The 13,552-nt window shown below is 73.9% G+C and carries 12 protein-coding genes; 3 read left to right on the top strand and 9 right to left on the bottom strand.

Annotation, left to right across the window (positions count from 1 at the left end):
* The first annotated feature begins 13 nt into the window (after positions 1 to 13).
* The 3 genes from ACVWWH_RS01650 (at position 14) to asd (ending at position 2,343) form a co-directional block, all read left to right on the top strand.
* Entirely contained in the window at positions 14 to 682 is a 669-nt protein-coding gene (locus tag ACVWWH_RS01650; protein ID WP_457315379.1) for a hypothetical protein, read from the top strand.
* Positions 679 to 1,089, top strand: coding sequence for a hypothetical protein (locus ACVWWH_RS01645; protein ID WP_457315378.1), 411 nt, complete (start codon positions 679 to 681; stop codon positions 1,087 to 1,089). The genes ACVWWH_RS01650 and ACVWWH_RS01645 overlap by 4 nt, the downstream gene beginning before the upstream one ends.
* Positions 1,090 to 1,215: 126 nt before the next feature.
* Entirely contained in the window at positions 1,216 to 2,343 is a 1,128-nt protein-coding gene (gene asd, locus ACVWWH_RS01640) for an aspartate-semialdehyde dehydrogenase (RefSeq protein WP_457315377.1), read from the top strand.
* Between the two features lie 187 nt (positions 2,344 to 2,530).
* On the opposite strand, the gene ACVWWH_RS01635 is transcribed toward asd, so the two are convergent.
* The 9 genes from ACVWWH_RS01635 to ACVWWH_RS01595 form a co-directional block, all read right to left on the bottom strand.
* Entirely contained in the window at positions 2,531 to 3,487 is a 957-nt protein-coding gene (locus tag ACVWWH_RS01635) for a type IV toxin-antitoxin system AbiEi family antitoxin domain-containing protein (RefSeq protein ID WP_457315376.1), read from the bottom strand.
* 357 nt (positions 3,488 to 3,844) lie between these two features.
* Entirely contained in the window at positions 3,845 to 4,966 is a 1,122-nt protein-coding gene (locus ACVWWH_RS01630) for a winged helix DNA-binding domain-containing protein (protein ID WP_457315375.1), read from the bottom strand.
* 162 nt (positions 4,967 to 5,128) lie between these two features.
* A complete protein-coding gene (locus ACVWWH_RS01625; RefSeq protein WP_457315374.1) occupies positions 5,129 to 6,340 on the bottom strand; it encodes an acetyl-CoA C-acetyltransferase in 1,212 nt (403 codons plus the stop codon).
* The gene (locus tag ACVWWH_RS01620; RefSeq protein ID WP_457315373.1) at positions 6,337 to 7,998 is read right to left on the bottom strand and encodes an AMP-binding protein; all 1,662 of its coding nucleotides are present in this window, start codon (positions 7,996 to 7,998) and stop codon (positions 6,337 to 6,339) included. The genes ACVWWH_RS01625 and ACVWWH_RS01620 overlap by 4 nt, the downstream gene beginning before the upstream one ends.
* A gap of 17 nt (positions 7,999 to 8,015) precedes the next feature.
* A complete protein-coding gene (locus ACVWWH_RS01615; RefSeq protein ID WP_457315372.1) occupies positions 8,016 to 9,206 on the bottom strand; it encodes an acyl-CoA dehydrogenase family protein in 1,191 nt (396 codons plus the stop codon).
* Positions 9,207 to 9,243: 37 nt separating this feature from the next.
* A complete protein-coding gene (locus tag ACVWWH_RS01610) occupies positions 9,244 to 10,380 on the bottom strand; it encodes a 3-hydroxyacyl-CoA dehydrogenase NAD-binding domain-containing protein (protein WP_457315371.1) in 1,137 nt (378 codons plus the stop codon).
* Between the two features lie 49 nt (positions 10,381 to 10,429).
* Complete coding sequence (locus ACVWWH_RS01605) at positions 10,430 to 11,176, bottom strand: TetR/AcrR family transcriptional regulator (RefSeq protein WP_066499687.1); 747 nt, start codon at positions 11,174 to 11,176, stop codon at positions 10,430 to 10,432.
* Entirely contained in the window at positions 11,173 to 12,237 is a 1,065-nt protein-coding gene (locus ACVWWH_RS01600) for a UDP-N-acetylmuramate dehydrogenase (RefSeq protein ID WP_457315370.1), read from the bottom strand. The genes ACVWWH_RS01605 and ACVWWH_RS01600 overlap by 4 nt, the downstream gene beginning before the upstream one ends.
* A 13-nt stretch (positions 12,238 to 12,250) precedes the next feature.
* Positions 12,251 to 13,552 (bottom strand): MFS transporter, encoded by a 1,302-nt coding sequence (locus ACVWWH_RS01595; protein ID WP_457315520.1) that lies wholly within the window; start codon positions 13,550 to 13,552, stop codon positions 12,251 to 12,253.

Raw genomic sequence — 13,552 nt, 5'->3', positions numbered from 1 at the left:
GAGGGGACCTGACATGATCGAGACCATGACGAACGAGACGAGCCCGACTGCCGACACGCAGTATCCGGAGTCCCTGGGCTTCGGCTTCGCGGAGCTCGTGGCCCTCCTCCAGATGGCGCCGGGCGGGGGCACGGAGGCGAGCGCGGAGGCCCTGCGCCTGACCGAGGAGCTCAAGGACGTGCGCTGCGTCTCCGCTGGCGCCTCATCTCTGGTGGCCCGCGGCCTGGCCACAGCGTCCGAGGACGGCGAACTCTCCATCTCGGGCCCTGTCGCGGCCACCGCGCACACACTCGGCACGGCCCACCGCTGGGTCGAGATCACCCTCCTGGCCCCCGACCGCAACGACCACGTGTTCACCGTCGACGGGGCCGAGTACTCGATCCTGCTCCAGCCGAGGGCCCAGTACAGCTGGTTCGTCATGGCCAGGAACCCCACGCTGGGGCTCGCTGAAGGGGACTTCTCCATCGCCAAGGCGCATCTGGCGAGCCGTGCCCAGGCGGGGGTCTCGTTCCTCAACCGCAGCGACCCGGACCACATGCTGCTCCTGCGGCGTGCGGACGAGCCCGAGCGCTACATCGTCGGGCTCCTCGCGGCCGGCGCAGAGCAGGCGGACGAGTCCGGCCCGCTGGACGAGTCCCAGGTGGTGGCCCGCCTCCGCGAATTCCGGGGCGACGCCGCGTGACGGCCGATCCCGCCCGCGCGGCCCGGGACGAGGCCGCGATCGCCGAGTACCGCCGCCTCCGCGACGCCGGCGACCGCCGCATCCTGCACCGCTCCGTGGACGGCGAGCTCGTCCTGTACAGGCCCGATGAGCTCGGCTTCCGCCGGAGCGGACCCGCCAACACGATCCGCACCCGCCGCGGGGCCCTGGCGCTCGCGGTCGGCACGGGCATCCTGTGCGCGGTGTGCCTCATCGCGGGTGCCGTCGTGGCCGCGGCAGGCGGACCGGGAGCCGCCATCGCCGTGCCCGGCCTGCTCTTCGGCGCCGTCGCAGCGTGGGCGGCGATCCTTGGCGCCCGCGAACGCCGCGCCGAGGGGGTACGCGCCTCCCGCGGCGTGCCCGAGCCGTCTACCGGGCCCGGTTCCTGATCCTGCCCCGGCCCGCCCGGTGGTCCCCTGGCCGCGGGCGGCGGCGCCCGGCGTCGTCCGCGGCGCAGGGCCGAGGTGAGGCGGACGCCACAGCGGCCCACCGCGCTGCGCTCTAGAATGGTCCCCATGACTTCTTCGGTAGGCTTCGTCGGCTGGCGTGGCATGGTCGGCTCCGTCCTGATGGAGCGCATGCAGGATGAGGGCGACTTCGCCTCGATCGATCCGGTGTTCTTCTCGACGTCCAACGCGGGCGGCGCCGCCCCCGCCTTCGCCGAGGGCGCCGGCGCCCTCCAGGACGCGTACGACCTCGAGGCGCTGAAGAAGCTGCCCATCATCGTCACCGCGCAGGGCGGCGACTACACCAAGCAGGTCCACCCGCAGCTGCGCGCCGCGGGGTGGGACGGCCTCTGGATCGACGCGGCGTCGACGCTGCGGATGAACGAGGACTCGATCATCGTCCTCGACCCGGTGAACCGGAGCGTGATCGACGAGGGCCTCGCCTCGGGCGTGAAGGACTTCGTGGGCGGCAACTGCACCGTCTCCTGCATGCTCATGGGGCTCGGCGGCCTGTTCCGCAACAACCTCGTCGAATGGGGCACGTCGATGACGTACCAGGCCGCCTCCGGCGGCGGGGCGCGGCACATGCGCGAGCTCCTCACCCAGTTCGGCACCCTCAACGGTGCGGTGGCCGCGGAACTGTCCGACCCGGCGTCCGCCATCCTCGAGATCGACCGGAAGGTGCTCGCGGCCCAGCGCGGCGGCGTCGACGCGACCCAGTTCGGGGTGCCGCTCGCGGGCTCGCTCATCCCGTGGATCGACGCCGATCTCGGCAACGGCCAGTCCAAGGAGGAGTGGAAGGCCGGGGTCGAGACCAACAAGATCCTCGGCACGGCTGCCGGGGCCGCGATCGAGCCCGTGATCATGGACGGCCTCTGCGTGCGGATCGGCGCCATGCGCTCGCACTCCCAGGCGCTCACCCTCAAGCTCCGCGAGGACCTCTCCGTGGCGGAGATCGAGCGGATCATCGACGCGGACAACGAGTGGGCGCACGTGGTGCCCAACGAGAAGCAGGCCTCGATGGACCAGCTGACCCCGGTGGCCGCGTCCGGCACCCTCGACATCCCTGTGGGCCGCATCCGCAAGCTCGAGATGGGCCCCCGGTACATCTCCGCCTTCACGGTGGGCGACCAGCTCCTCTGGGGCGCGGCCGAGCCGCTGCGCCGCATGCTCAAGATCGCCACCGGGACGCTCTGACTTTATCGGCCGTCGCCGGCTGGGTTCCCGTTCCGGCGAGGCGACCGGCTGACAAGGGCGGCCCTGGACCGCATGTACGGCCCCGCTCCGGGCCGCTCATGCGGTCAAGGGCCGCCCTTTCCGCTGTGGTGGCTCGCGCATTGTCCTCGGGCCGCTGGCTCCTGCGCGGCCTGACGGGGTGCCGTGACTAGGCGGTGCGCCTCCGAGCCCGGGCGATCGCCGCCTCGAGCCGCCGCCGGACCTCTTCCGGCCTCTCGAGGTCGGACCAGCTCAGACGCACAAAGATCCACCCCTGCTCCATGAGCAGGTTCTCGCGGCGGCGCTCGGCCAGCAGGACCTGCGGCGTGGGGGCGTAGTCCATGTACTTCCCCTCGCCGTCGAACTCGATGATGATCCTGAGCTCGATCCACGCGAAGTCCACACGATGTGGGCCTTCGCCCGTCATGAGCCGGAGCTGCGCCACGGGTCGGGCGAAGCCCAGCCGCTCGATCAGCACACGGGTGCGCGACTCCCCGACCGATTCCGTCTTGGGTTCCAATGCCTCGAGCACAGCGAGGGCCTGCCGCCGCCCGCGCGGTGAGCCGTTCACGATGGCCTCACGGATTTCCTCCGTAGACACGCCGCTGAGAAGCGCGCTGTCCCCGACGACCACAGCCTCCTCGAATGGCAGCAGCCGCGCGCAGTCTGCCGCGGTCCGGGGCTTCGAAGTCACCCTGAGCCGGCGACCACGGCGGATCGCGACAACCACGTCCTTCTCGTCCAGGTCGAGTCGGTGGGAGCGCGTGTCGGCGCCCCGACTCGTCGTGGAGCCCGCGTATTCCGTGGCCACATGCACGAGCGGACCGGAGTTCCACACCGAAAGCCCATGGATGATCGCCGCGCTGCCCAGACAGTAGACAGATGCCCCGCCGGTCCCCTCGACGTGGGCGTCGATCCGGGCGGCGTCCTTCTCCCACGGCGGCAGGGCGGCCCATCGCCGCGCGAGGATGTACGCCCCGCGGCGAAGCCGCACGAGCGCCCCGGCCCGGACGGCCTGCGTCAGCAGACGATCGTCAAGCCCGGCGTTCCGGAGTGTCGCGGTAGAGGCCACCTCCGTGCGCGGCCACTTCGGGGCGATCAGCAGTTCTGCAGCGCGCTTGTCCATGGGCCGATCCTCGCCCGCTGGCGACGAGCGGGGCAACGCGCCCCGGCTCAGCTGTGGATAACCGCGCGGTCCCGGACGCGGAGGGAGTGCGGCAGGCGTGCTGAGCGATGAGATCGGCTGCCCTGCCCCGCACCAGCGGCCGGGGTCGCGGCCGCTCGTGCGGGTCAGGGCCGCTCGTGTGGGTCGGGGCCGCTCGTGCGGGTCAGGGCCGCTCGTGTGGGTCGGGGCCGCTCGTGTGGGTCGGGCCGCTCCACCCCGACGACCGCCCCGCCCCCGGCGGGATGGACGGTGAGGCGCGGGCAGCCTGACGCGGAGGCGCGGGCGGCCCGGCGGTGCGGCGCCCGGGGCCTGGCGCGGCTACCCGGCCCAGTAGGACTCGATGCGGGCCACCGCGCTGGCCAGCGCCGCCGAGGCTGCCGGGCCGAGGTCCTCGAACAGCTCCGGCTCCACCCGGGGTGCCGTGGGCCGGCCGCCCTTGGTCCACGTTCCCACCGCCCGGCCGCCCACCGTGACCATGGCCTTGAAGAGTCCGTTCGTGCCGGGGACCAGCCGCTGCAGATACGGGTCCGGGATAGCCACGGAACGGTCCGGGTAGCCGATCGCCAGCTCGTCGAAGCCGGGCACCGCGGCCACGGCGCGGGCCCCGGTCCGGGAGCCTGCGAGCGCGGCGACCTCCTGGCTGCAGAAGAGGGTGCGGCCGGCGTGCTCCGCTGCGGCGGCCCGGGAAGCCGCCGCTCGGAAGGGACCGCGCACCCGCCCGACCGGCTGCCCGATCCACCAGGCGAAGTCCCGCTCGTCCACCGGCCCGTGCGAGGCGATGTACCGCTCAGCGAGGTGCTCGAGCGCGTCGTCCCCCGCGAGGCCGGGGCCGGGCGGCAGCCACTCGTCGGCGAGCCGGAACTCCTGCTGCCGTCCGCGCAGGGGCCCCTGCACTAGCACCATGCGGTGACTGAGGATCGAGATCAGGTGGATGCCGCGCTGGGCGCCGCTGGGCTGCCCGGCCGCCTCGAAGGCCTCGAACAGTTCGGCCCGGGTCAGGCCCACGCCGCCCGCAAGCCTGTCCTCTGCGACCTTGCGGACCACGGCGACGTCCTCCTCGCTGATCCCGAGGTTCCGGTGGCGCGACGAGGCCGCACGCATGACGCGCTCGTGCGCGAGACCGACGAACGTCCGTGCGTCCTCCGCCGCCACGGTGAACAACGTGCCCCGCATGGTCCAGGTGCGCACGATCGAGCCGCTCGCCAGCGCGCCGGCCACCTCGGACGCTGCGCAGGTCCTCGTCCTGAGGCCGATCGCCAGGAGCCCTGACTGGAGATCCTGGCTCTGCAGGGCTCCCATCCGGCGCACCGCGGCGGCCGGATCGGCCGCCGGCACGAGCGGGTCCCCTGCCGAGCCGAGCGGAAGCAGCCCCTGCGCGGCGAGCCTGAGGCGCGCCACCGCCGTCGTGCGCAGCCCGCGCGGCACCCCGGAAGACTCCATGCGTCCATGATCGCCCGGGGTGCGGACAGGAGGAGTCCTCTGCGCGCCCGCATTCTGAGGGTCACCTTCTGGGAGTCACATCGGGTGACTCCCAGAAGGTGACCTTCAGAAGATGACCTTCAGAAGATGACCTCCAGAAGGTGACTTTCAGACGGGGCGGGGTCAGCGCTCGAGGAGCAGCGCGTCGCCCTGTCCCCCGCCGCCGCACAGCGCCACGGCGGCGCGTCCGGAACCGCGGCGCAGCAGCTCGTGCACGGCCGTGACCACCACGCGCGCGCCGGAGGCGCCGATCGGGTGCCCGATCGCGATCGCCCCGCCGTTGACGTTCACGCGGTCCATCGGCACACCCAGCAGGCCCGCGGAGTGCGCGGCGACCGAGGCGAACGCCTCGTTGATCTCCACGAGGTCCAGCTCGTCCGCGGACCAGCCCTCCCGCTCGAGCGCGGCGGAGATGGCCTTGGCCGGCTTGTCCGGGAGCGTGGTGTCCGGCCCGGCGATCTGGCCGTGCGCGCGCACGACGGCGAGCACCTCCAGTGCGCGCCGCTCGGCTTCGGCGCGGGTCGTCAGCACGAGCGCCGAGGCCCCGTCGGAGATGGGCGAGGCGTTCCCCGCGGTGACGGTCCCGTCCGGGGAGAAGGCGGGCCGCAGCTTCGCGAGGGTTTCGGGGGTCGAGCCGGGCCGGATGCCCTCGTCCTCGGCCACCTCGAGCACCGCGCCCTTGCGCTGCGGGACCTTCACGGGCACGATCTCTTCCGCCCACAGCCCGGCGGCGGCCGCGGCGCCGGCCCGGACGTGGGAGGCCGACGCGACGGCGTCCGCCTCGTCCCGGGTGAGCCCGAGGGCGGCGTTGGCCCGGTCGGTCGCGAGCCCCATGGCCTCGTGGTCGAACGCGTCGGTGAGGCCGTCGTGGGCGGTGGCGTCGATGAGCTCCATCGAGCCGTAGGCGGTCCCGGCCCGGGTGCCGGCCAGCAGGCGCGGGGCCTGGCTCATGGACTCCTGGCCGCCGGCCACGACGATCCGCGCGTCGCCGAGCCGCAGCATGCGGGCGGCCTCGATCACGGCGGAGAGCCCCGAGAGGCAGACCTTGTTGACCGTGGCCGCGGGCGCGGTGAGCGGGATGCCGGCCGCGGCGGCGGACTGCCGCGCGGGGTTCTGGCCCGCTCCGGCCTGCAGGACCTGGCCCATGACCACGGCGTCGACGTCCTCGGCGGCGACTCCGGCGCGCCCGAGCGCCCCGGCGATCGCGGTGCCGCCGAGCTCCACCGCCGTCAGCGCGGCGAGCTGGCCGAGCAGCTTCCCCTGGGGCGAGCGGGCGGCGCCGACGATGACCACGTCCTCGGGTCGGGCTGGGCGGCTCTGCGTGTTCTCGTTCATCGTGCTCCTTCCGCCGCGGCGAGGGCGCGCAGCTCGTGCTTGAGGGTCTTGCCGGTGGAGGTCTTGGGCAGTTCGTCGGTGAAGTGGATCTCGCGAGGGACCTTGAACCCGGCGAGGAGACCGCGGACGTGTCCGGAGAGCTCCTCGGCGGTCAGCGCCGAGCCGCTGGCCCGGACCACGAACGCCACGGGCCGCTCGCCCCAGCGCGGGTCCGGCATGCCGATCACGGCGGCATCGAGCACGTCGGGATGGGACACGACGGCCTGCTCGACCTCGATCGTGGAGATGTTCTCGCCGCCGGAGATCACGATGTCCTTGGCGCGGTCCTTGAGCTGGATGTACCCGTCGGGGTGCATGACACCGAGGTCGCCGGTGTGGAACCAGCCGCCCGCGAACGCGCGCTCAGTGGCGTCGGGGTCCTTGAAGTAGCCGAGCATGACGTTGTTGCCGCGCAGCACGATCTCGCCGAGCGTCGCCCCGTCCGCGGGCACGTCCCGCAACTCGCCCGGGGTCCCGACCTCGACGATCCGCGCCGCCTCGGCCTGGACCATGCCCACGCCCTGCCGGGAGAGCCTGGCCGCCCTCTCGTCCGCGTCCAGGGCGCCCCACGCGTCCTGGTACTCGCAGATCGTGTAGGGCCCGTACACCTCGGTGAGCCCGTACACGTGCACCACGCGCACGCCCAGGTCACCGAGCCGCCGGATGATCGTGGGCGAGGGCGGGGCGCCCGCCGTCGTGATCCGCAGCGGGGCGGCTCCCCGGCCCGAGAGCGGGTGCGCCTGCTCGGCGTCGGCGATGATCGAGCAGACGGTGGGGGCCCCGCACAGGTGGGTCACGCCGTCGTCGAGCGCGGCCCAGACCGGCTCGGGCCGGACGGCGCGCAGGCACACGTGGGTGCCGGCCGCGGCGGTGACGGCCCAGGGGGTGCACCAGCCGTTGCAGTGGAACATCGGCAGGGTCCACAGGTAGCGGGTGGCGCCATCGAAGCCCTGGTGGTGCGCCTCCCCGAGGGCGTTGAGGTAGGCGCCGCGGTGCGAGTAGAGCACGCCCTTGGGCCTGCCCGTGGTGCCCGACGTGTAGTTGAGGGTGATGGGCGCCTGCTCGTCGTCGACGCCCCACGGCAGGTCCGGCCCGTCCGGTGCGCCCGCGAGGAGGTCGGCGTACAGCTCGCGCCCGCCGCTGCCGTCCTCGCGTGCCCGGCGCACGACGCCGGCCGCCTCCTCGTGCGCGCCCGGCACCTCGGCGTCGGGCACCACGACGACCGGCACCTCGGCGGCCGGCCCGCCCAGGCCCGCGACGCCGTCGACGGTCGGGAGCAGTTCCGTGTCCGCGAACAGGAGCACCGCCTCGGAGTGCTCGAGGATGTACTTCACCTCGTGGGCGGCGAGGCGCGTGTTGAGCGCCACGAGGACGCCGCCGGCGAGCGGCACCGCGAAGTGCGCGATGAGCAGCTCCGGGACGTTGGGGGCGAGGAACGCGACGCGGTCGCCGGGCTGGATCCGTGCCCGGAGAGCCTGGGCGAGGCGCTGCGCCTCGGCGCCGAACTCGGCGTAGGTGTAGCGGCGGGCGCCGTGCTCGATCGCGGTCCTGGCGGGGAAGACTGCGGCGGACCGCTCGAGGAAGCGCAGGGGGCTCAGCGCTGAGTAGTTGGCCTGCATCGGTGTCCTCCTCCGGATCAGGCGAACGCGCCCACGCCGGTGACGTCCCGGCCGATCAGGAGGGCCTGGACGCTCTCGGTGCCCTCGTACGTGTGGATCGACTCGATGTCCATCATGTGCCGCACCACGTGGTTCTCGAGCAGGATGCCGTTGCCGCCGAGCAGGTCGCGCGCGGTCTGGGCGATGAAGCGGGCCTTGCGGGTGTTGTGGTACTTCGCCATGGACGCCTGCGTGGGCCGCATCTGGCCCGCGGCGTCGAGCCGGGCGAGGTGGACGCAGTGCAGCTGCATGCTCGTCAGCTCGGCGAGCATCTGGGAGAGCCGGTCCTGGACGAGCTGGAACTTCGCGAGCGGCTTGCCGAACTGGACGCGCTGGCCGGCGTAGTTCACGGCGGCCTCGTAGGCCGCGGTCGCGTGGCCGAGCGCGGACCAGGCCACGCCGAGGCGGGTCGCGACGAGGACCTTCGAGGTGTCCTTGAACGTCTTCGCCCCCGGGAGGACGTTGTCCTGGGGGATGCGCACGCCCTCCAGGCGGATGCGGGCCTGGTGGATCGCGCGCAGCGATCCCTTGCCCTCGATGACCTCGGCCTCATAGCCGGGGGTGTCCTGCTCGACGAGGAAGCCGCGCACGTTGCCGTCCTCGTCCCGGGCCCACACCACGGTCACGCCGCCGGAGGCGCCGTTGCCGATCCACTTCTTCTCACCGTCCAGGACCCAGTGGTCGCCGTCGAGCCGCGCGGTGGTCTCGAGGCTCACCGAGTCCGAGCCATGGTCCGGCTCGGTGAGCGCGAACGCGCCGAGCTCCTCGCCGCGGGCGAGGGGCCCGAGCCAGCGCTCCTTCTGCTCCGGCGAACCGTGGTAGGCGATCGAGCGGAGGGCCAGGCCGCCCTGGACGGCCACGACCGTGCCCAGGGAGCCGTCGGCGCGGGAGATCTCCATGTTCACGAGCCCGGCGGCGAGCGGGCTCATGGGCTCCAGGCCCGGGACCTCGATGCCGTCGGCGAGCAGGTTCAGCTCCCCCATGCGCTTGACGAGGTGCAGCGGGTACTCGGCGCGGTCCCAGTACTCGTTCATCTGGGGCAGGGCCTCGTCGCTGAACGCGCGGGCACGGGCCCAGTGGGCGCGGTCCTCGTCGCTGAGGGTGCCGAAGGCGGAGAACACCGCGTAGTAGTCGGTGTCGAGGGCTGCGGAGACGTCGTAGTCGGGCATGGGGGTCCTTCGAGTCAGGGCGTGGATCAGGGGCGGATCAGCGGGCGGGCGTGGCCAGCAGCGGGGTGAGGCCGCCGGCGGGGTAGTTGGCGCCGAGGACCATGCACCGGTCGATGTCCTCGGCGGAGTCGACGATGCCCTCGGCCAGCATGAGCTCGACTTCCTCGGTGAGGGCCGCGCGGACGCGCTCGAGGATCCGGGCGCCGTCGACGGGCTCCCGGGCGGCGCCGGCGCGGGCGGGGGCCGCCGTCGGCAGGAGGGCGGCCGCCTCGGGTGTGAGCCCGCCGTCGTCCGCGAGGAGGCGGCGCACGCCGGCCTCCGCGAGGGCGGCGAGCCACGGCGAGAGCGGGAACCGCTCCGGGCAGGCGCGGTGCATCGTGGCACAGATGTGCTGCTGCACGGCGGTGCCGATGTAGTCGATGAGGGTCAGCGGGGTCATCGGCAGGCCCCACGGGGCGAGGGCGCGGTCGACGGCGAGCGGGTCGCCTCCCGCGGCCGCGGCCGCCTCCACCTCGGCCAGGACCTCGGCGAAGAGCCTGGTCAGGAGGCGGTTGACCACGAAGCCCGGCGCGTCCGCGACGGGCACGGCAGTCTTGCCGAGCGCCGCCGCGAGCTGCGCGGCGGCGGACACCGCGTCCTCGGAGGCCACCGGGGTGCGGACGAGCTCGAGCAGGGGCAGGACCGCGACGGGGTTGAAGAAGTGGAAGCCCACCACGCGTTCGGGGTGCGCGAGGCCCTCGGTCATGGCCTCGACCGAGAGCGAGGACGTGTTCGTCAGCAGGAGGGCGTCCGGGGCGATCGCGACCTCGGCGGCGGCGAAGACCGAGCGCTTCACCGCGAGCTCCTCGAACACGGCCTCGATCACGGCGTCGCAGCCGGCGAAGTCGGCGGGGTCGGTGGTGCCCGTGATGAGGGCGGCGATCTCCGCGGCCTCGCCGGGGGCGAGCCGGCGCTTGGCCTCGGCACGGTCGAGCCGGGCGCGGATGCCCACGCGGGCGGCCTCGACGCGCTCCGCGGACAGGTCGCTCATCGTCACCGGGACCCTCAGCTGCTGGGCGAAGAGCGTGGCGAGCTGGCTCGCCATGAGCCCTGCGCCGATGACGCCGACGGCGCGGACCCCGCGGGGCGCGGGCGGTGCGGCAGGGGCGGGCGAGGAGGCGGTGGTGTGGGGCACGCCACCATGTAATCGTGAAACTCAGTATCAGGTCAAGTGATACGCAGTGTCAGCCTCGGGTGTCGAGGGCTTCCTGGATCCTCCGGGCGATGTCCGCCGGGGCCGCCGAGCGGGGGAAGACGGCGACGACCATGTCGTCCGGCCGCGGCCCGGGGCGCTCCCCGGCACCGCCGGCGACCTCCGCGCCGCCGGCGGCCGGCCCGGCGTCGTCCGCAGAGGCCGCGGAGGCCTCGGCGGGGGCGACGCCGTAGAGGCGGCGCACGGCGTCCAGCTCGGTCCGCAGCCGGGCGGCGTCGAATCCGGGCTCGCCGCGCATGAGCCCCCGCAGGCAGTAGTTGTGGGTGGCGATGACGGTCGAGGCGAAGCGGACCGCGTCGAGGGGTGCGATGCCGGGCACGGCACCGCGGAGGTAGCGCTGGAAGAGCCGTTCGTAGCGGAACGTGGTCACGAGCTCCTTGTCGCGCAGGCCCGGCTCCTGGTTGACCACGCGGTAGCGCAGCTGTGCCAGATCCCCGAGCCCCGCGAAGTGCTCGAACACGAGGCCCGCCGCGCGGCACACCGCCTCCCACGGGTCCTCGTGGGCCTCGGCGAGGAAGGCCTCGGCCTGTTCCAGGAGCGTGTCATGGTCGGCGAAGACCACGTCCTCCTTGGAGCGGAACTGGCGGAAGAACGTGCTCCGGGACAGGCCCGCGGCCGCGGCGATCTGGTCCGCGCTCGTGGCCTCGTAGCCGTGCTCGGCGTAGAGCCGCACGGCGGCCGCGGCGACGTCGAGGCGGCGGCGGGCGGCCTCGCTCACAGCTCGAGCCCGATCAACAGCGGCTCGTTGTGCAGCTCGATCCCGAAGCGGGCGCGGACGCCGTCGCGCACCTCGCGGGCGAGGGCGAGGAGGTCCTTCGCGGTGGCGTCCCCGCGGTTGGTCAGGGCGAGCGTGTGCTTCGTGGACAGCGAGGCGCGGCCGCCGGCCACGCTGTCCGCCCCGAGGCCGTAGCCCTTGGGGAAGCCGGCGTGCTCGATGAGCCACGCCGCGGAGGTCTTCACGAGCCCCTCGCCGGCCGGGTAGCGCGGGGCCCCCTCGGGCAGGGACGCGGCCTCGGACTCGGCGAGGACGGGGTTGGTGAAGAAGGATCCGGTCGAGTAGGTGTCCCGGTCCGCGGGGTCCAGGACCATGCCCTTGGACGCGCGCAGCCGCAGGACCTCGCGGCGGACGTCGGTCGCGTAGGCGCGCTGGCCCGGCTCGACGCCGAGGGCCCGGGCCAGCTCGGCGTACCGCACTGGGGCGCCCATGCGCCCCAGGGCCAGCTGGAACTCGACCGTGAGGACCACGTACCGGGGCGAGCCGTTGGCGGTGGTCCGCTTGAGCACGGAGTCCCGGTAGCCGAAGGCCAGCTCGGAGGGGACGAAGGTCTTCACGGCGTTCGCCTCGCGGTCCCACGTGCGCACCTGCCAGATGGTCTGCGAGACGTCCTGCCCGTATGCCCCGACGTTCTGCACCGGGGTGGCCCCCGTGGAGCCCGGGATGCCGGAGAGGGCCTCGATCCCGCTCCACGCGTGGTGCACCGCGTGGTCCACGAGCGCGTCCCACGGGTGGCCCGCCTGGACCCTGACGGACACTCCCCCGCACGCGTCCGCGGAGTTGACCTCGAGCCCCTCGGAGCCGATCTTCAGCACGGTGCCGGGGTAGCCGTCGTCGGAGACGAGGAGGTTCGAGCCGCCGGCGATGATGAGCAGCGGCTCCCCCGCGGAGTCGGCGGTGCGCACGGCGTCGATGATCTCGGCCTCGCTGTGAGCCTCCTCGAAGCGCGCGGCCGGGCCGCCCACGGCGGAGGTGGTCAGGGAGGACAGGAGGGTCTGGCTCACCCGTCCAGCTTAGTCACACGGCAGGCTTGGCCCGGCGGGCGGCCTGTCCCGCGAGGGCCACACTGACGACGACGAAGAGCAGGACGGTCAGCAGCGAGTAGCGCACGCCGGTGAACTCGGCCACGAACCCCAGCAGCGGCGGCCCGCACAGGAACGCGCCGTAGCCGATCGTGGAGACCACGGAGACGCGGGCGGCGGCGTGGACGGGATCGTCCGCGGCGGCGGACATCCCCACCGGGAAGCCGAGCGAGGCGCCGAGGCCCCAGACCACGAGCCCGGCGAACGCGAGCCACAGCGCGGGCGCGAGCACGAACAGGGCCAGCCCGATCAGCGCCAGCCCCCCGCACGCCCGCAGCGCTGTCACCCGGCCGTGGCGGTTGAGCACCGGGGTGCCGAGGAAGCGGCCCGTGGCCATCGCGCAGACGAACACGCTGTACCCCACGGCGCCCTCGGCCTGGGAGACGCCGTAGCCGTCCGCGAGCGCGAGCGCGACCCAGTCGCCCGCGGCGCCCTCGGCCAGCGCGAGGCCGAGGACCATCACGCCCAGCAGCACGGTGCGGCGGTCGCGCCAGGCCGCCGCGACCTGGGCGCGGCCGCCCGGGCCCGCGTTTCCGGCGGATCCGCTTCCGTCGGCGCCGCTTCCGCCGGCTTCGGCGGGCGGGGCGAGCACGGACGACGGCGAGGGCTCCCCGGCGGCGGGGATCCCGCCGTCGTGCGCGGTCCCGGCAGCGCGGTCGGCGCGCAGGAAGGTCCCGGCGGTCACGACGGTCCCGGCCACGACCACGCCGGCCGCCCCGAGGTGCCAGGCGAGCGGCACCGCTGCGGCGGCGGCCCACGTGCCCACCACGGCCCCGAGGACGGTGCCCAGGCTGAAGGCGCCGTGCAGCCGGGGCATGATGAACTTCCGCAGCGCCCGCTCGACGGCGGCCCCCTCGACGTTGGACGCGGTGTTCCAGCTCGCCGTCCCGAGGCCGATCACCGCGAACCCCACGGCAGCCGCCACGGGCGAGCGGACCACGGTCGCCCCGAGGCCCAGCGTGAGGAGGCCGGCGCCCACCAGGAGGGAGCCCGCCTGGATGGTGCGGGCGGAGCCGATCCGCAGGACCACAAGGCCCGAGGCCGAGACCGAGGCGAAGGAGGCCAGCGTCATGCACAGCAGGAGCAGGCCGACCCCGGCCGGGCTGAGGCCGAGGTCGGTGCGCAGCGCCGGGACCCGGGAGACCCAGCTCGAGAACGCGACGCCGCTCGCGCCGTACGCGGCGATGACGGCGAGGTGCCAGCGCCGGACCTCGGCGGCCACGGGCGGCGCTGGCAT

The sequence above is a fragment of the Sinomonas sp. RB5 genome (assembly GCF_054063535.1).
This window is presented reverse-complemented; position numbering and strand designations above follow the sequence as displayed.

Coding starts and splice junctions, on each gene's coding strand:
- ACVWWH_RS01615 (WP_457315372.1), bottom strand. CDS start 9,206: ATGCCCGACTACGACGTCTCCGCAGCCCTCGACACCGACTACTACGCG.
- ACVWWH_RS01630 (WP_457315375.1), bottom strand. CDS start 4,966: ATGGAGTCTTCCGGGGTGCCGCGCGGGCTGCGCACGACGGCGGTGGCG.
- ACVWWH_RS01635 (WP_457315376.1), bottom strand. CDS start 3,487: ATGGACAAGCGCGCTGCAGAACTGCTGATCGCCCCGAAGTGGCCGCGC.
- asd (WP_457315377.1), top strand. CDS start 1,216: ATGACTTCTTCGGTAGGCTTCGTCGGCTGGCGTGGCATGGTCGGCTCC.
- ACVWWH_RS01595 (WP_457315520.1), bottom strand. CDS start 13,552: ATGCCAGCGCCGCCCGTGGCCGCCGAGGTCCGGCGCTGGCACCTCGCC.
- ACVWWH_RS01625 (WP_457315374.1), bottom strand. CDS start 6,340: ATGAACGAGAACACGCAGAGCCGCCCAGCCCGACCCGAGGACGTGGTC.
- ACVWWH_RS01620 (WP_457315373.1), bottom strand. CDS start 7,998: ATGCAGGCCAACTACTCAGCGCTGAGCCCCCTGCGCTTCCTCGAGCGG.
- ACVWWH_RS01650 (WP_457315379.1), top strand. CDS start 14: ATGATCGAGACCATGACGAACGAGACGAGCCCGACTGCCGACACGCAG.